Consider the following 15,884-nt stretch of genomic DNA (forward strand, 5'->3'; position numbering starts at 1 on the left):
TCGGGTAGCTCTCGCGTGGGCGACGCGCCTTCCGTGGATTTATACGTCTCGCCGGGAAAGTGGCGAACGGTTCGATTTTGGCAGGCCTAAACCGAAGCGATTAACTATTTTTAGGTCGGCCTAAAGCACATGAGCGAGAAATTCGGCGACGAGAAGACGCGCCGACGATTCCTCAAGGGCGGTGCCGTGGTCGGAGCGACTGCGCTGGCGGGGTGTACGGGCGGCGGTGGGAGTCAGGAGACGACGACGCAGGGCTCGTCGTACTCGGTGTCCATCGAACCGGTCGGGAAGGTCACGTTCGAGAGCGTCCCGAAGACGTGGATCGCCAACAACGGCAGTTGGGCCGACATGGGTATCGCGCTCGGTCTCGACGCACCGAAGGGCGTCTGGCTCCCGAGTCGCTACCACACGCACTACTACGACGAGATTCCCGGCGTGAGCGTGGACGGCAGTTCCATCCAGAAGCTCTGGGGCGACGGCGGCGTCGGCAAAGAGCAGTTCTACGCGCTCAACGCCGACGTCCACGTCGCGGACCCGAACTTCCTGCTGAACCGCGGGAAGTGGGACCAGTCGGACATCGACGAGATAAGCACGCAGGTCGGCCCCTTCTTCGGCAACAGCATCTTCTCGCGGAGCTACCCGTGGCACAACTACCGCTACTACACCCTCTACGAGGCCTTCGGGAAGCTCTCGAAAGTGTTCCAGCGCGAGGCCCGCTTCGAGGCGTTCTCGACGCTCCACGACGAGTTCCAGTCGAAGCTCTCGTCGGTCGTCCCGTCGAAGGGCGAGCGACCCTCGGCCGCCGTCGTCTGGGGGAGCGGCGACAACCCCGAGAAGTTCTACCCCTACGTCATCGACGAGGGAACGAGCTTCAAGCATCTGCGAGACCTGAAGGTCGAGGACGCGCTCGCCAACACCGACGTGAAGAACTTCCACGAGAGTCGCGGCGCTATCGACTTCGAGACCCTGCTGAAGGTAGACCCCCAGACGCTGCTGATTCGCGGACAGGAGGGCAAGACCCGCAAGCAGTTCCGGAACACGGTCGTCAAGTTCATGGAAAACCACAGCGTGGCCAGCGAACTCACCGCGGTCAAGAACGGCGACGTGTACCGCGCCGGCCCCCTCTATCAGGGTCCCATCACGAACCTCGTCGTCACCGACCGCCTCGGGCGGACGCTCTACGGCGGCGACGAGCGACTGTTCGACCCGCAACGCGTCGCCGACATCGTGAACGGTGACTTCTGACGATGTCGGACCGCGGGACAGACGACCGGGACGGGCCGGGTGAGGGCCGACCCGGTGAGAGCGACGCCCCGGCCGACGAGAGCGACGACCGGGCCGGCGCGACGGGCGACCCCGACCGCTACGACGTGGCCGTCGTCGGGGGCGGGCCGGCCGGCTGTTCGGCGGCCGTGTTCGCCGCGCGGTACGGACTGGACGCCGTGCTGTTCGACCGCGGCCGGTCCTCGATTCGACAGTGCGCCTACCTGGAGAACTACCTCGGATTCCCCGCCGGCGTCGGCATCGAGACGTTCTACGAACTGATGCACGACCACGTCACGACCGCGGGATGCGAACTGGTCGCCGACCTCGTGGCGTCGGTGACCCGCGAGGGAGACGGCGAGCGGTTCGTCGTGGAGACCGAGGGCGACCGTCGCGTCTCGGCGACCCGCGTCGTCGCGGCCACGCGCTACGACGGCGACTACCTCCGCGCGCTCGGCGACGGGACGCTGCTCGAGTCCGCCGCAGTGGAGGGCGACGACGCCGAGGAGAGCGACGACGAAGCGCGCGAGCGTCTCGACCGCTCCGCCATCGATTCCGACGGGACGACGCCGATAGACGGTCTCTACGTCGCGTCGCCCTCCGACGAGGCGGACCGACAGGCCGTCGTCGCCGCGGGTCGCGGCGCGCGCGTCGGTCTCGCGGTCGTCCGCGACGCGCGGCGCGCGGCGGGCTACCCCGAGCCGGTCGCCGACCACTACGACTGGGTGCGCCGGGAGGCGGCCCGCGACGACGAGTGGGCCGACCGTAACCGGTGGCGCGAGTACTACGACGGCCGCCGCCCCGAGGACGCCGACGTGGACGACGCCCGGTGGGAGACGCTCCGTGAACGCGACATCGACCGGCGGTTCGGGACGTACCTCTCGGACGACGAGATAGCGGCGCGGACCGAGCGCGGCCAGCGTCGCCTGCTCGACCACATCGACGACGAACTCGTCGTCGAGCGCGCACGCGAAATCGAGTCCGACCCGGTGGAGGCGAGTCGATAACGATGGCGAGCCAGAACGCCAACGAGTCGTCCACGGGGTCACGACGCGACGAAAAAGTGGCCGACTGGATGGACTCCTCGCTCGTCGTCCTGTGTGTCGCGAGCGTCGCCGTCACCGTCCTCGGCGGACTCGCCCAAGTGAGATTCGGCACGTACCCGATGAGTCTCGCCGAGGCGTGGCGGGCCGTCTTCAACCCCGAGGTCGTCCTGAACCCGGACGCGTGGAGGGCCTTCCTGCTCGGCGCCGAGGTGCCGGAGATGAACAGGCGGAGCCTCATCGTCTGGAACATCCGGATGCCGCGGGTGTTCGTCGCCATCGCGGCGGGCATGTGTCTCGCGGTGTCGGGCGCCATCTTTCAGGCGGTGACGCGAAACGAACTCGCCAGCCCGTTCGTCCTCGGCGTGAGTTCGGGGGCCGGGTTCACCGTCCTGCTGACGCTGGTCGTGTTCAGCAGCCTCACGCCGTTCCTCCCGCTACTGGCGGCGCTCGGCGGGACGTTCGCCTTCCTGTTAGTGTACTTCATCGCGTGGAAGGACGGGACGAGCCCGGTCCGGCTCGTCCTCGCGGGCGTCATCGTCAACATGGTGTTCAGCTCGCTCCAGCGCGCGCTGTTCTTCTTCGCCGACGACTTGGGCACCGTCCAGTCGGCGATGGCGTGGATTACCGGCTCGCTGACGGGCGTCGGCTGGGAGCAGTTCCGCATCGCGGCCCTCCCGACGCTCCTCGTCGTCGCCTTCGCGCTGGCCGGGGCGCGACAGCTGAACCTCCTGTTGCTGGGCGAGCAGACGGCGAGCGCGCTCGGGATGCGCGTCGAGCGCGTCCGGTTCCTCCTGTCGGGAGTCGCCATCTTGGCGGCCAGCGCGGCCATCTCCGTCGCGGGAATCATCGGCTTCTTCGGGCTCGTCGTCCCCCACATCGTCCGTCTCACCGTCGGGAGCGACTATCGTCGGTTGCTCGTCGGCTGCGTGTTCGTCGGCCCGGCGTTGATGGTCGTCGCGGACGTCGGTGCTCGACTGGCGCTGAGTCCCGTCCAGATACCCGTCGGCGTCGTCACCGGCGTCATCGGCGGTCCGTACTTCCTCTACCTGATGCGCAAGCAAGACCAGATGGGTGAGATATGATGAGCGGAGAACAGATACGCGAAGACCCCCCGACGACCGACCGAGCGAGTGCGAGCGAACTCGTCGGCGAGGAGTTAGCTATCGGCTACCCGACCACCGAGGAACCGGTCGTGGAGTGTCAGAACGTGGTCGTCCCGGCCGGAGAGGTGACGGCGCTCGTCGGCCCGAACGGGAGCGGCAAGAGCACGCTCCTGAAGTCGATGGCCGACCAGCTCGACCCCGAGCGGGGCCGGGTTCTGCTCGACGGCGAGCAGGTTCAGTCGTTCGATACGAAGGAACTCGCCACGCGGTTGGGCCTGCTCTCTCAGGAGAACGAGTCGCCGGGGTCGATTACGGTCGAGGACCTGGTGTATCACGGCCGGTACCCTCACCGCGGGTTCTTCGACTCGGTCAGCGACGAGGACCGCGCCGCGGTCGAGCGAGCCATCGAGTTGGCGGGCGTGGACCACCTCCGCGACGCCGAGGTCGGCAACCTCAGCGGCGGCCAGAAGCAACTCGCGTGGATAGCGATGGTCCTCGCGCAGGACACCGACGTCCTGTTGCTGGACGAACCGACGACCTACCTCGACCTGCACCACCAACTCCGCGTCATGGAGGTCGTCCAGACGCTCAACCGCGAGGAGAACGTCACCGTCGGCGTCGTCCTGCACGACATCGGGCAGGCCGCGCGCTTCGCGGACAACCTCATCGCCATGAAGGACGGCGAGCCGTACGACTGGGGTCCGCCGAAGGACGTCGTGACCGAGGAGTTGCTGGCCGACGTGTTCCACGTGGACGCGGACGTAGACAGCGAGAGCGACACCGGCCCGCACATCGCGCCCCACCGCGCGCTCGACGAGTGAGGGCCGTCGGCGAGGGGCCCTCGCCGTCGCTGGGGTGCCGCGGCCTAGCGCAATCGTCGGACTCGCTGTCACGCTCCGAGTGCGAGACGGTCGCGGAGAGTCGAACTGTCGTGTGAGAGGGCGTTTCGTCTGTTCTGCGTGTGGGAGGGAGTTCCGATTCGTCGGGGCCCACCGAGAGAGTGGGTTTCGTCCGCTCTCACCCGTCTCGCTGGTTCGCTTCCGGTCCGGAGAGAGGACGTTTCGTCTGTTCTTGGTAGCAGTTGGCGTGGTCGTGACGGGGAGAGAACTCGAACGTCGTTCCCGCGCCCGAGTAAGGGAGAGAAAGAGAGAGAAAGAGAGAGAGGGGGTTTCGTCTGTTCTTGGAGGGCGGGCCGGTCGCTCCGGTCGGACTGACGGACGGTGAGGAGATTTCGTCTGTTTTATTGCGAGGCCACCGAATGCTGGACTGTCGATGCCACTCGACGGCGTGTCGGTGACGGCGACCCGTCGATGCGATACGACGCCGACAGTTCGTCGGTGTGATGCGGCGAGGTCCACCCGGAGTGCGCCGGGGTCCGCCCGAAACGCAACGACGCCCCATCGGAACACACGGAGAGTACGTTTCGTCTGTTCTCGCGTTGAGATGTGGGGCGCTCGGTTCCGGAACGGCGATTCGAGGAGTAGTTTTAAGCCTTCGCATAGCGGAAAACCACATCTGACGGCTCTAACACCCATTATCAGACAAACTTCTCACGAAATCTACTCCCTCTCGCCAACTTAAAGAAATCAAAACATACGAAACTCGAGAACAACGGTTTTATATACTATCCGTTAGATCTCCGACCGAGAACAATGGGCGGGCTGTTCAGCGACGTGACGGACACCATCTTCCTCGACAAGGAAGTCCTCGAAGAGGAGTACCAACCGGACGAGATACTCGAACGCGAAGAGGAGGTCGAGGAGTACAAGTCCGCGTTCAAAGACGTCCTCTTCGGTCGCAATCCCTCGAACGTGATGCTCTACGGGAAGGCGGGCGTAGGGAAGACCGCAGTCACGCGCTACGTTCTGGACGAGTTGCAGACCGAGACCGACCAGCGCGAGGCGGCCGACGACCTCTACGTCCACCGGCACAACTGCAACGGCGACACGATGTTCAGCGCCGTCCGGACCCTCGTGAACGGACTGCTCCCCAAGGGGAGCGCGTCGTTCCCGAAAAAGGGTCTCTCGACGGCCGACGCGCTCGAAGAGTTCTACAGCCAACTCGACCGCCTCGGGGGGACACACCTCGTGGTCCTCGACGAAATCGACCACCTCCAAGACGCGAACGAACTGCTGTACGAACTCCCCCGCGCTCGCGCGAACGACCACATCGAAGCGGCGCGTATCGGCGTCATCGGCATCAGCAACAACTACACCTTCCGCCAGCGCCTCTCGGCGAAAGTACAGGACGCGCTCAAGGAGGAGGAAATCTCGTTCTCGACCTACGACGCCAACGAGTTGCGCGCTATCCTCCACGACCGGGCCGAGAAGGCGCTCTCGGACGACAGTTACTCGAACAGCGCCATCGCCAAGGCCGCCGCGGTCGCGGGCCGCGACACCGGGAGCGCCCGACAGGCCATCGACCTCCTCCGGAAGGGCGCGGAGATCGCCGAGGGCAACGACGAACCGATGGTCGAGGACGACCACATCGGTCTCGCCCGCGAAGCCGTCAAGCGCGGTCGCTTACAGGACAAGATCGAAGACCAGTCGCTGCACGCCCGCCTCGTCCTCGAAGCGGTCGCGCAACTCGACCACGTCGGCGAGACGCCCGCCCGCTCGAAGGAGATAATGCAGATGTACCGGCGCGTCGCCGCCAAGCGTGCCGAGGAACCGCTGACGACGCTCAAGAGCATCCAGAACCACCTCAGCGACCTCTACATGCTCGGCTTCCTCCTCCGGCGCGAGGAGAACGAGGGCCGGAAAGGCGGGTCGTACCACGAGTACGACCTCGACATGGACCCCGACGTGGTGTTCGAGGTCTGCGACGAACTGGACGAAGAAGACGCGGTGTAGCGACTCCGCTCTTGTGAGGTCGAACGAGCGCTTGGAGAGTCGAGCGCGCGGACAGCGGGACCACACTGGGAGGGCCGAGGGGGTCAGCAGGTCGGACAGGGGACCACGCTCGAAGGGCCGAAGACTGTCAACGCGTCCCTGCGAACTCCGTCATTAGTCGATGTCGGCACGGACGAACGACAGGTAGCCGAGCGCGGGCGGGACGACCATCCACGTGAGCAGTACGCCGACCACGGTGGCACTGGCGACCGACCCGCTCGTCTCGAACGCGCCGCCGGGGAGGAGTCGGAGCGACCGGAAGTACGCCTCGGTGGGACTCAGCGTGGTGAAGACTCGCCAGAGTCCGCCGGAGAGCTGAACGCCTAGCAGGAGATTCGCCGCCCCGGAGATAATCTGCGGGACGGTGACGGGCGAGAGACGCGACCACAGGAGCGTGAACACGAAGTACATCGCGACCGTGTTCGTCATCGCTCGCCCTCGGCTGTCGCTCGCGGCGGAGACGGCCACGCCGACGCCCACGTACGACCCCGCGAACAGGAGCGTCAGCCCACCGAACGTGGCGACCGCGTCGAGTCGCGGCCGGTCGAACAACTGCATCGACGCGACCCCGGCGACGAGGAAGGCGAGACCGACCGCCACCGCGACGAGACCGAACCGGGAGACGTACTTGCCGAGCAGCACTTCGCCGCGTTCGAGCGGGTAGCCCAGCAGGAACCTGATCGTCCCGGAGTCGCGCTCGCCCGCGACGGCGAGGTAACTCGCGAGCAACGACACCAGCGGCACGAGCAGGAACCCGATGAACACCGTCAGTTGAATCGCCGTGTAGACCGTCTGGCCCTCGGTGAGCGCGACGCCGACGAAGATGACGCCGACGAAGAGGACGTACAGGCCGAGGACTGCCCGCATCAGTCGGCCGCGTCGAACGTCCAACAGGTCCTGTCGGACGACGCTGACCACCGAGCCGAAGTCGGTCACGCCGACACCTCCGGGTCGTCGGCTCGCGTCGTCGCAGTCGTCTCGCCGGCGTCTGCACCGCCCGTGAGCGCCGTGAACGTGTCTTCGAGGCTCCCCTCCTCGACCTCGAAGTCGGCGACGCCGACGGTTCGTTCGAGTGCCGCGACCGCCCGCCCCTTCGCACGAGGCGTCCGGCAGGAGAGGGTCACGCGGTCCCCCTCGACCGCCACGTCCGAGACGCCGTCGAGGTCCGCCAGCGCCTCCGGTCGAACCGGCGGGTCGGCGACGGTCGCCCGGACGACGGTGTCGTCGGTCCACCGCTCTCTGAGCGCGTCGATGTCGTCCACCGCCGCCATCTCTCCCGCCCGCATCACCCCTACGCGGTCGCTGACCGCCTCGACCTCCGGGAGGATGTGCGACGAGAAGAAGACGGTCGTCCCGTCGGCCGCCTCTTCGAGGACGACGTCCCGAATCTCCTGCATCCCGTTGGGGTCGAGACCGGACTGGGGTTCGTCGAGGACGAGCAGGTCCGGGTCGCCCGCGAGGGCGGTCGCCAGCGCCATGCGTTGGGCCATCCCGGTCGAGTAGCCGCCCGCGCGGCGGTCCCACGCGTCCGGGTCGAGACCGACCCGAGCGAGGAGTCGTTCGGGGTCGTCGTCGGCGTCCTTGATGCGAATCGCGGACGCGACGTGTTCTCGCCCGGTCAGTCGGTCGTAGACGCCGACGTTCTCGGGAAGGACGCCGGTCCGTGCGCGAAGGGCACGCGATTCCGTCTCCACGTCGTGACCGAGGATACTGGCGCTCCCCGAGGTGGGAGACATGTAGCCGAGCAGGACGTTGATGGTGGTCGATTTCCCCGCCCCGTTCGGACCGAGGAAGCCGAAGACTTCGCCCTCTTCGACCGCGAACGACACCCCGTCCACGGCGGTCACGTCGCCGAAGCGTTTCGTCAGATTTCTCGTTTCCAGTACCGACATGCGAGTTCCGCTTTCCGAGTGACCACGATAAAGGGGGAACACCGTTTTCGACCCTGTATCAGCAGTAGCGCCCGATACACCCGTGATTTTGGCAGTCTGGCGCTTCTGGCGACCGGGGTCGGTCTCCGGCCGAGACGACCCGTAGCGGCCGGGTATTCGCGTACAACGATATTCCGAGACCCTCGTTATCGGTGGATATAACAACCTAACGAGATGATATCGGGACAATGAGCCGGAAATCGGCGTCGCTCCTCACCAAGACGCAGCGGCGACGCCTCGGGAACGACTTCGAGGACCTGAGCGAGAGCAAGAAACGGCGGGACCAGCAGCGCATCCGCGACCGACTGCGGGCCGGCACGTTCGACTTTCGACTCCTCGCAGACCTTCCGGACCGACAGCTCGAACTGGCGTTCGACGACGCGTCGGACGAGGAGCTTCGGGCGGCCCTTTCCGACGCCTATCTCACCATCGAGCGTGTCCGCGAGCTTCGAGCGTACGACCGCGACGAACTGATAGCGACCGCTCGCAGTCGCCGCGACGAGTACGCGGCGGACGGCGACGACTTGCGTTCCCTCGACGAACTCGAACTCCGGACCGAGACCGAAGTGCGAGACGCCGCCGAGACCGAGACCGAACAGCGCCTGACCGAGAGCCGTTGGACGAAGTACGCGAACGCCGTCATGGCTCTCGGCGCCGTGGGATTCGCGTTCAGCGCCGTGCTGTGGTCTCTCGACCAACTGTTCGGGACGAGCCTCTGGGCGGGAAACAACGCTCTCGTCGCGGCCGTCTTCGTTCTCGTCTTCTTGGGGCTGTCCGGGTGGACGCTCATCATGGGCGCGAACGTCCTGAAACACGACGTCAGCCCTTACGTCAGACGGCTGTTGGACGATAAACTGCTCTCGTAGCCGACCGCCAACTCTCGCCAGCGGGCTACAGCCAGCCTAATTCTGCGTTTCGCGCCTCAAGATACTCGTCGCCCAAGCCAGCACCGTCCGGCACCGACACCGCCTCTCCCTGCCGTTCCACGACGGTCTCCCGGAGGAACGGATGGCCGGGGTCGAACGACGGACTGACCCGGACCCGGCGCTCGGAATCAAGCGTGAACAGGTCGGCGTCGAAGGCGCGGTGGTGGAGCGGATTCAGGACGAGCGCGTTCCGGGGGTCCTCCGCCGACTCGGGGGCCTCGCTCCGGGGCAGGACGTGCGCGAGGTCCAACAGCGACGCCTCGTCGATACCCGTCACGACGCACCGATTCCCGTAGCGGTCCAACACCTCGCTCCGGAACCGGGCGCTGACGGCGACCTCCTCGCGCTCGTAGCGCCGATACGTTCCGTCTCGTTGGCTCGCCCCGTCCGCGTCGCTCACCACTTCGCCGGTCGGCCACTGCTTCACGTCGCCCGTCCGGACCCACTCGCGCCAGACCTCGGGCGCTCGCTCGTCGCTGTTCGACCGCACGCGGTCGTGGAGCCACGTCGGCGCGACCGTGTCGGCGTTCAGGACCGTGAAGTGAAAGCGGTAGTTCGGAATCCGGTTCCCCTCGCCGTCCGTGTACTGTTTCACCTCGAAGTAGTCCGGGACGCAGAGACCGCAGAACTCCACGACGCCTGGACGGGGCTTTCGGAACACCAGCACGGGCGGGACTTCCTCGCGGTTCCCCTTCGCGGCGGCGTCGAACGCGCGCTTGACTTTCCGGTTCTGCGGCGACTCGTCGTAGGGATTCCCGCGCTTGGCGTCGCCCCAGTAGTCGATGCGACCGAGCGACGTGGCCAGCAGGTCCCGCCACGGGTCGGCGTGCTGGGACACGCCGTCGTCGTTCGAGACGACGACGAGCGCCGCCGGTTGGTCGGTCACGTCGGAACTCAGGTCTCGAATCCCGCCCGTGTTCTTGATGCCGGCGTCGAGCGACCCGCGAATCGGGCGCAGGAACTCGTCGTCGGGGACGTTCGGGCTTCCCTTGTCCCGGTACTCCTCGCCGATGCGGAACACGTCGTTCATGTCTCCGACGAGAAATTCGAACCGTATAGCTTCCTCGAGTCGGCCGCGCCTGCGAAGAGTGGCGACGACTCCGACGGACTGCGTCTCGCGCTATCGCCGAATCGTCCGCGAGCCATCAAACCTATATCACCCTACCCGTAAGCCCACGCCGATGTACTGGCACGCCAGCCTTCGGGTGGGTCCCCGCGACGAGGTGGACCGGTGAGTCGGCGCGCGCTGGTCGCAGTGGTCGCGCTGGTCGGCGTCCTCGGTGCCGGGGTCCTGTTCGCCGGCGGGACCGACCTCGGCGGCGAGTCCGGCATCGGCGCGGGCGACGCGACGGCGACCGAAACCGCGACGACAGCGCGGTCAGCGACCGGCACGACGGCACCTGCGGCCGACGACGCGGGCGAATCGGGCGGTGGGAACGACGCGACAGCGACGACGAGCATGACGAGTTCCGAGTACGCCTTCACTATCGAGAACATCGAGAAGTGTGGAAGCACCTGCCGGGACGTGACGGCACGACTGACCAACTCCGGCGGCGAGACGCGCGAGAACGTCCGCGTCACGACCGCGATGCTCGCCGACGGCGAAGTGCTGTGGTCGGGCAACGAGTCGGTCGGCACGCTCACCCCCGGCGAGTCGCACGTCTCCACCGAACGCGTGGACGTGGGATTCGCCGGCGGGATGCAGATCAGCGCCAACGACGGCTACGTGACCATCGTCACCGTGGTCCGCTCCGAGAGCGGCAAGACGCGCTTCGCCGAGCGACGGAAGGTCGCTTAGCGCTCTTCCAGTTCCGACCCGCAGTCGGGACACTCCTCGTCGGCGATAGTCACCTGCGCGTCGCACTCGGGGCAGAAGTCGAGGTAGCAGGCTGGGTCTCCCATCGTCTGTTCCCTTCGATAGTGAGGAACAAAGGGTTTGTCCCGCTCCCGTCGTGGTGTTTCGAAACGCTTTTCCTTTTCATGCACCTCGTACCGAATGCGCCGCCTTAGCTCAGACTGGGAGAGCACTCGACTGAAGATCGAGCTGTCCCCGGTTCAAATCCGGGAGGCGGCATTTTCCTGCGAACGAAGTCAGTAGTGAAAATTCTCACGACCGGTTCGAACCCTGCAAGTTTACAGAGAGACGAAGAGGAGGAACACGAGAATCGATAGGAGAAGCCAGGTCCTACGGCTCAACGCTATCTCATATCGTTCCGATAGGTGCTTTCTGGTTTGTGCGAAGAAGAATAGACCGATACTAAGGCACTGTCTAGTTAAGCGATTCTGGAGTAGGCGGGTGGTACAGCGCTTCTCCGACCATGGCTGAATGGAGCAGCTTTCTGAATCTCACGTGAGGTGTTTGGTGAGATCGCCGAATTCACGTTGCTCATGGCTTAGCGGTGCATCGTATCATCAATTAGACACCGATTTCACGGGCGCTGCGACTGATTCATCATCCCACCGTCTATCGATTTCCCTTATCTAGACAGTGCCGATACTAACGAATAGTCCGGAAGAGAATGTAAAATCGATAAGCCCTGATCCTATTATCGGGATGTTAAACGAAATAAGTGATAGCTCCATCACCATCGCCTTTCTACTACTACTTTGTCTCTCCTCTTTCGCGAGAACGAAGGTATCTGAAGCATGAGTAGTAATTTTCGTCCGAAATCCTCACTTCTCCCAAATACTCGTCACGATTTTCGTTAGCTCTTATAACCCGGCGTCCTCAATGCCCATTAGTCGATTTGAGACCCGAACTCTGATGACAAATAATTTTCTAGGCCGAAATCAGCATAGAGGTTCTTCAGTCTCGACCCGTGCGCAGACGGCGCGACGGCCAGTCGATGAAAAACATCAACCGACAAGTCGCGTCGCTCGGGGCTTTCTGAGCGGATTCGTCGTTACTGGGCCGGTTCGAGGCAGGCCTCGTGGACGGTCTCGTTGTTCTCGTTCGGCGTCCGCCGCTGCCCCGGTTGGATGGGTTCGCCACAGACCGCACAGCGAAGCGTCGCGTCCTCCTCGGTCCCGGCGAACGTCTCCGTCAACTCGCCGGACCCCGCGGTGGCGTCGTATCCGAGCGCGAGCGCGCCGACACCGGCGAGCGTTCCGCTCAACCGCTTTCCTTTCCGAAGCGAACTAATCGCGACGACGGTCAGTGCGAGTGCGAGTACCGCGCGGCCGAGTCGGCTACGGTCGCCGACGTTCCTGGGTAACTCCATACGGGGACATGGGGCTCTGCGCCCTTGTAGTTCATCGCCGACGCTGGCCTCGGTTCGGGTTCGGGGCTACGTGTGGACGACGACCGTGTCGCCGGCGAGGTCCCCGAGGCGCTGGTTGTCGTCGCTCGTGACCGAGGTGACGATGCCGACGAGGTAGAAGACGGGGAGCCCGTCCACGATTCGGAGGAGATTTCGGACGACGGCCGCGCCCCACGTAATCTCGGACCCGTCCGACTTGACGACCACGATGTCGCGGTAGTGCTTCCCGACGGTCTGCCCGTAGTACCCCTCGAAGGCGGTCTGGTACGCGAGGAGTCCGAGCGGTGTGCCGAACTGGAGCGCGACGAGCGTTCCGCCCAGCGCACCGAGCGACCCGCCGACGAACGCGACCCCGGCGACGAAGCCGAGAACGCCGACGCCGATACTCACGAGGAGTCCGTCGATGAGGAGCGCCTCGAACCGACGGTCGAGGACGCCGGCGTACTTGTCCATGTCCGGTGAGGGATATTGTTCCATGGTACGCCGAAGTGGCGAACTATCCCACTAATAACTTATTCTATAATCTGATAATTCGACGGCGATAGCCAGCGGACGGTGCAGACCGGGGTCCGTGGCCGGCCGCTTCGAGTCGATGATAGCGTCTATCACGGGTCGGAGGCACACGGCTCTGTACCGAGCGAAGGTTTATACTTCGGATTTCGCTAGGCCAACGTGATGGAGTCCCCGTTCGACGTGTTACTCGTCGATGAAGACGCCGACGACGAGGAGGTAGAGCAGGCGTACAGGCGGCGGGTGAAAGAAGCCCATCCGGACCAAGGCGGGTCGGTCGAGGAGTTTCAGGCGGTCCGGCGGGCCTACGAGCGGATTCAGGCGGGCTACGAGGCAAACGGGAGCGCGGCCGGGACGAAGGAGACCGCCGCCGAGGAAAACGGGAACGCGGCCGGAGCGGACGTCGAGACGACCGATTTCGCAGGGGAAGACGAACGGAGCAGTCCGGAGCCCGACCCCCGACGCGCCTACTCGGAGGTCGAGTATCTCAACTACGACGTGCTGAGCGACTTCGGGTGGCGACCCGAGGACGACGATCTCTTCGGGAAGGCGGCCGCGGCGGACTTGGACGAGGAGGACTACGGCGCGTTCGAGGTCCACCCCGGCGAGTCGCTGCTGGAGGCCGCCGAGGACCGCGGGTTCGCGTGGCCGTTCGCCTGCCGCGGCGGAGCCTGCGCGAACTGTGCGATCCTGTTGCTCGACGGCGAGTTGTCGATGCCGGCCAGCCACGTACTCCCCGAGGAGTTGATGGAGCGGGGCTTTCGGCTCTCGTGCAACGGGATGCCCATCACGGACGAGTTGAAGGTCGTCTACAACGTCAAGCACATGCCGGAACTCGACGACCTGCTGTTGCCGCCCCAACCGTTCGAGAACGCGTATCCCGACCGGTGAGGGCTTCGCCGAGAAGCGGTAGCCCGGCGTGCCGAACCATTAACTACCGCCTCTGAGAAGCCCTCGCGTATGAGAGCAGGCGTACTCGGCATCGTCCGGGACGACTTCGAGGTCGTAGACTCGTTTTCCGAGACTGTCGAGCGCGACGACAGGGAGTTAGAGCGCGTCCTCGACGTGCGCCGGGTGTTCTCGCTCCCCGGCGGGGACGTCGCGTTCGAGGGCCGCGCCGCCGTCGAGCGCGTCGTGAACCGGACGACGACCGAACTCGACTACGGCGAGGTCCGGGTCGAGGAGACGCCCCGGACCGAGACGCGCGTGACAGAGGTGGTCGGCGTGCCCGGCGAGTTCGTCGTCGCCGGGAGCGGCCGGGGAACCTTCGCGTTCGACCTCGTGAGTCGGGACACCGGCGCGGACATCGACCGCGCCGCCCTCGACTTGAGCGCGCTCCTCGAGGCCCAGCGCGACGCCGAACCGTGGAAAGCGGGCTTCCGCGAGCTGGACGGCGCGTGCGAGAACGGCGTCCTCCACGGGAGCGACTTGCTGAGCGACGAGCGACTCGCTGACCTGCTGGACGGTGCCGCGTTCAATCAGTTGGGTCTCGACTGCACGTACGACGACCGGTCGCTCAAGATGACCGCTGCCGAGAGCGGCTACGTCGAGGTGTACCGACCGTCGGACTTCGAGACGGCGGAGTTCCTCCAGTACCTCCGCGATGCGGTGGTGCCGCACGCCGAGTGAGTCACCGTCGCGCGAGCCGACGACCGGCGGCCGAGGGCGGGCGCGTCCGTCGAATCCGACCCTCGTCGTCGTGCGATAACCTCTCACGGAAGCCTTATCAGTCGCACGGCTCTCTCTACAGTTGCAATGGCGAAAGGTACGGTTGACTTCTTCAACGACACGGGCGGTTACGGCTTTATCGAGACTGAGGACGAGGACGAGGACGTTTTCTTCCACATGGAAGACGTTGGCGGCCCGGACCTCGAAGAGGGACAGGAAATAGAGTTCGACATCGAGCAGGCAGACAAGGGTCCGCGCGCGACCAACGTCCAGCGACTGTAATTCGGTCGGACTTTCAGATACAATTACTTCATTTTTCGAGCGTCGAGCGACCGTTAGCGGTGGCCGTGTAAGGAAATCGAGCGACCGTTAGCAGTTGCAGTGCAGAAGAGTCGGGGGACCCGACGGCGTTACTCGCCGAGGCGCGCCATCTCGTCGTCGGAGAGTTCGACCGCGGAGGCCGCGACGTTCTGTTCGAGGTGGTCCACGCTGGAGGTGCCCGGAATCGGAATCGTGACCGGCGAGTGCTGGAGGAGCCACGCCAGCGCGACCTGTCGGGGCGTCGCGTCGTGGTCGTCGGCCACCTCCTTCAGCACGGACTCCTTGTCGCCGAGGTCGCCGCCACCGATGGGGAAGTACGAGATGAAGCCGATGCCGGCGTCCTCGCAGGCCTCCAGCACGTCTTCGTGGTCGCGGTTGCCGACGTTGTACTCGTTCTGGACCGTCGCCACCTCGACCATGTCGCGGGCCTCGTCCAACTGCTCGACCGAGACGTTGCTCAGGCCCACGTGGTCCACCAGCCCGTCGTCTTTCAACTCGGCGAAGGTGTTCACCGCGTCCTCGAACGAGCAGTCCACGTCGGGGGTGTGCAACTGGTAGAGGTCGATGCTCTCGACGCCGAGCCTGTCGAGGCTACAGAGGACCTGATTCCGGAAGTAGTCGGGGCCGCCGTGGGGAATCCAGTCGCCAGAGCGATTGCGCAGGAGTCCGGCCTTGGTCCCGACGACCGCCTCGTCGGGGTCGATGGCCTCCCGGACGATGCGCTCGCTGACCCCCGGCCCGTAGGAGTCGGCGGTGTCCACGAAATCGACGTTCATCTCGACCGCGCGCCGAACCACGTCGCGGGCCTCGTCTTCGTCGTCCGGGCGACCGATGATGTCCTCGCCCGTCAGCCGCATCGCGCCGTACGCGAGGCGATGGACCGTCAACTCGCCGCCGATGTCGAACGTGTCGCTCTGGTTCTCACTGACTTCGACCATATCTAATCCCTTTCGCCGACCGTCAAT

At 65.3% G+C, this 15,884-nt stretch carries 17 protein-coding genes and 1 tRNA gene; 11 read left to right on the top strand and 7 right to left on the bottom strand.

Translation table 11 applies throughout. The features are described 5' to 3' along the window. Window positions 1–129: 129 nt before the first annotated feature. The 5 genes from M0R88_RS09145 (at window position 130) to M0R88_RS09165 (ending at window position 6,264) form a co-directional block, all read left to right on the top strand. Window positions 130–1,245: an ABC transporter substrate-binding protein gene (locus M0R88_RS09145; protein ID WP_248656625.1), complete on the top strand. Its 1,116-nt coding sequence runs from the start codon at window positions 130–132 to the stop codon at window positions 1,243–1,245. A 2-nt stretch (window positions 1,246–1,247) separates the two neighbouring features. Next, a complete protein-coding gene (locus M0R88_RS09150) occupies window positions 1,248–2,270 on the top strand; it encodes an NAD(P)/FAD-dependent oxidoreductase (RefSeq protein WP_248656626.1) in 1,023 nt (340 codons plus the stop codon). A 2-nt stretch (window positions 2,271–2,272) separates the two neighbouring features. Continuing rightward, entirely contained in the window at window positions 2,273–3,391 is a 1,119-nt protein-coding gene (locus M0R88_RS09155) for a FecCD family ABC transporter permease (RefSeq protein WP_248656627.1), read from the top strand. Next, window positions 3,391–4,233: an ABC transporter ATP-binding protein gene (locus M0R88_RS09160; RefSeq protein ID WP_248656690.1), complete on the top strand. Its 843-nt coding sequence runs from the start codon at window positions 3,391–3,393 to the stop codon at window positions 4,231–4,233. Before M0R88_RS09155 ends, M0R88_RS09160 begins: the two co-directional genes overlap by 1 nt. 831 nt (window positions 4,234–5,064) lie before the next feature. Further along, window positions 5,065–6,264 carry a Cdc6/Cdc18 family protein gene (locus M0R88_RS09165; protein WP_248656628.1) on the top strand — a complete coding sequence of 400 codons (1,200 nt, stop codon included), beginning with the start codon at window positions 5,065–5,067 and terminating at the stop codon, window positions 6,262–6,264. A 153-nt stretch (window positions 6,265–6,417) separates the two neighbouring features. On the opposite strand, the gene M0R88_RS09170 is transcribed toward M0R88_RS09165, so the two are convergent. Both M0R88_RS09170 and M0R88_RS09175 read right to left on the bottom strand, forming a co-directional pair. Beyond that, window positions 6,418–7,239: an ABC transporter permease subunit gene (locus M0R88_RS09170; RefSeq protein WP_248656629.1), complete on the bottom strand. Its 822-nt coding sequence runs from the start codon at window positions 7,237–7,239 to the stop codon at window positions 6,418–6,420. Next, complete coding sequence (locus M0R88_RS09175; protein WP_248656630.1) at window positions 7,236–8,195, bottom strand: ABC transporter ATP-binding protein; 960 nt, start codon at window positions 8,193–8,195, stop codon at window positions 7,236–7,238. Before M0R88_RS09175 ends, M0R88_RS09170 begins: the two co-directional genes overlap by 4 nt. Before the next feature lie 227 nt (window positions 8,196–8,422). On the opposite strand from M0R88_RS09175, the gene M0R88_RS09180 reads away from it, so the two are divergent. After that, on the top strand, window positions 8,423–9,100 hold the full coding sequence (locus tag M0R88_RS09180) for a hypothetical protein (RefSeq protein ID WP_248656631.1): 678 nt from the start codon (window positions 8,423–8,425) through the stop codon (window positions 9,098–9,100). A 25-nt stretch (window positions 9,101–9,125) separates the two neighbouring features. Here the strand turns inward: M0R88_RS09180 and M0R88_RS09185 are convergent, their stop codons facing one another. After that, complete coding sequence (locus M0R88_RS09185; protein ID WP_248656632.1) at window positions 9,126–10,190, bottom strand: HNH endonuclease; 1,065 nt, start codon at window positions 10,188–10,190, stop codon at window positions 9,126–9,128. Between the two features lie 201 nt (window positions 10,191–10,391). On the opposite strand from M0R88_RS09185, the gene M0R88_RS09190 reads away from it, so the two are divergent. Next, the gene (locus tag M0R88_RS09190) at window positions 10,392–10,958 is read left to right on the top strand and encodes a hypothetical protein (protein WP_248656633.1); all 567 of its coding nucleotides are present in this window, start codon (window positions 10,392–10,394) and stop codon (window positions 10,956–10,958) included. Here M0R88_RS09190 and M0R88_RS18815 read toward each other — a convergent pair. Beyond that, window positions 10,955–11,062, bottom strand: coding sequence for a zinc ribbon domain-containing protein (locus M0R88_RS18815; RefSeq protein ID WP_438267206.1), 108 nt, complete (start codon window positions 11,060–11,062; stop codon window positions 10,955–10,957). The two genes, M0R88_RS09190 and M0R88_RS18815, sit on opposite strands and share 4 nt — an antisense overlap. Window positions 11,063–11,160: 98 nt before the next feature. Between M0R88_RS18815 and M0R88_RS09195 the strand changes: the two genes are divergently transcribed. After that, a tRNA-Phe gene (locus M0R88_RS09195) sits at window positions 11,161–11,234 on the top strand. A gap of 829 nt (window positions 11,235–12,063) precedes the next feature. On the opposite strand, the gene M0R88_RS09200 is transcribed toward M0R88_RS09195, so the two are convergent. Beyond that, window positions 12,064–12,381: a DUF2892 domain-containing protein gene (locus M0R88_RS09200; RefSeq protein WP_248656634.1), complete on the bottom strand. Its 318-nt coding sequence runs from the start codon at window positions 12,379–12,381 to the stop codon at window positions 12,064–12,066. Between the two features lie 66 nt (window positions 12,382–12,447). Then, a complete protein-coding gene (locus M0R88_RS09205) occupies window positions 12,448–12,897 on the bottom strand; it encodes an RDD family protein (RefSeq protein ID WP_248656635.1) in 450 nt (149 codons plus the stop codon). 198 nt (window positions 12,898–13,095) lie between these two features. Between M0R88_RS09205 and fer the strand changes: the two genes are divergently transcribed. The 3 genes from fer to M0R88_RS09220 all read left to right on the top strand — a co-directional run bounded on the left by fer (window position 13,096) and on the right by M0R88_RS09220 (window position 14,880). Next, on the top strand, window positions 13,096–13,821 hold the full coding sequence (fer, locus tag M0R88_RS09210) for a ferredoxin Fer (protein ID WP_248656636.1): 726 nt from the start codon (window positions 13,096–13,098) through the stop codon (window positions 13,819–13,821). A 69-nt stretch (window positions 13,822–13,890) separates the two neighbouring features. Continuing rightward, the gene (locus tag M0R88_RS09215; RefSeq protein ID WP_248656637.1) at window positions 13,891–14,559 is read left to right on the top strand and encodes a hypothetical protein; all 669 of its coding nucleotides are present in this window, start codon (window positions 13,891–13,893) and stop codon (window positions 14,557–14,559) included. A 126-nt stretch (window positions 14,560–14,685) separates the two neighbouring features. Beyond that, on the top strand, window positions 14,686–14,880 hold the full coding sequence (locus M0R88_RS09220) for a cold-shock protein (RefSeq protein WP_248656638.1): 195 nt from the start codon (window positions 14,686–14,688) through the stop codon (window positions 14,878–14,880). Between the two features lie 128 nt (window positions 14,881–15,008). On the opposite strand, the gene M0R88_RS09225 is transcribed toward M0R88_RS09220, so the two are convergent. Then, window positions 15,009–15,857, bottom strand: a complete 849-nt coding sequence (locus tag M0R88_RS09225) for an aldo/keto reductase (RefSeq protein WP_248656639.1) — start codon at window positions 15,855–15,857, stop codon at window positions 15,009–15,011. Window positions 15,858–15,884: the final 27 nt, after the last annotated feature.

Origin of the sequence: Halorussus gelatinilyticus, assembly GCF_023238445.1 — an archaeon.
GTDB lineage: Archaea > Halobacteriota > Halobacteria > Halobacteriales > Haladaptataceae > Halorussus > Halorussus gelatinilyticus.

What these genes read in the sequence shown, in the direction of transcription:
- M0R88_RS09165 (WP_248656628.1), top strand. Translation starts at nt 5,065, where the DNA reads ATGGGCGGGCTGTTCAGCGACGTGACGGACACCATCTTCCTCGACAAG.
- M0R88_RS09185 (WP_248656632.1), bottom strand. Translation starts at nt 10,190, where the DNA reads ATGAACGACGTGTTCCGCATCGGCGAGGAGTACCGGGACAAGGGAAGC.
- M0R88_RS09200 (WP_248656634.1), bottom strand. Translation starts at nt 12,381, where the DNA reads ATGGAGTTACCCAGGAACGTCGGCGACCGTAGCCGACTCGGCCGCGCG.
- M0R88_RS09160 (WP_248656690.1), top strand. Translation starts at nt 3,391, where the DNA reads ATGAGCGGAGAACAGATACGCGAAGACCCCCCGACGACCGACCGAGCG.
- M0R88_RS09220 (WP_248656638.1), top strand. Translation starts at nt 14,686, where the DNA reads ATGGCGAAAGGTACGGTTGACTTCTTCAACGACACGGGCGGTTACGGC.
- M0R88_RS09225 (WP_248656639.1), bottom strand. Translation starts at nt 15,857, where the DNA reads ATGGTCGAAGTCAGTGAGAACCAGAGCGACACGTTCGACATCGGCGGC.
- M0R88_RS09145 (WP_248656625.1), top strand. Translation starts at nt 130, where the DNA reads ATGAGCGAGAAATTCGGCGACGAGAAGACGCGCCGACGATTCCTCAAG.
- M0R88_RS09150 (WP_248656626.1), top strand. Translation starts at nt 1,248, where the DNA reads ATGTCGGACCGCGGGACAGACGACCGGGACGGGCCGGGTGAGGGCCGA.
- M0R88_RS09180 (WP_248656631.1), top strand. Translation starts at nt 8,423, where the DNA reads ATGAGCCGGAAATCGGCGTCGCTCCTCACCAAGACGCAGCGGCGACGC.
- M0R88_RS18815 (WP_438267206.1), bottom strand. Translation starts at nt 11,062, where the DNA reads ATGGGAGACCCAGCCTGCTACCTCGACTTCTGCCCCGAGTGCGACGCG.
- M0R88_RS09205 (WP_248656635.1), bottom strand. Translation starts at nt 12,897, where the DNA reads ATGGAACAATATCCCTCACCGGACATGGACAAGTACGCCGGCGTCCTC.
- M0R88_RS09175 (WP_248656630.1), bottom strand. Translation starts at nt 8,195, where the DNA reads ATGTCGGTACTGGAAACGAGAAATCTGACGAAACGCTTCGGCGACGTG.
- M0R88_RS09215 (WP_248656637.1), top strand. Translation starts at nt 13,891, where the DNA reads ATGAGAGCAGGCGTACTCGGCATCGTCCGGGACGACTTCGAGGTCGTA.
- fer (WP_248656636.1), top strand. Translation starts at nt 13,096, where the DNA reads ATGGAGTCCCCGTTCGACGTGTTACTCGTCGATGAAGACGCCGACGAC.
- M0R88_RS09155 (WP_248656627.1), top strand. Translation starts at nt 2,273, where the DNA reads ATGGCGAGCCAGAACGCCAACGAGTCGTCCACGGGGTCACGACGCGAC.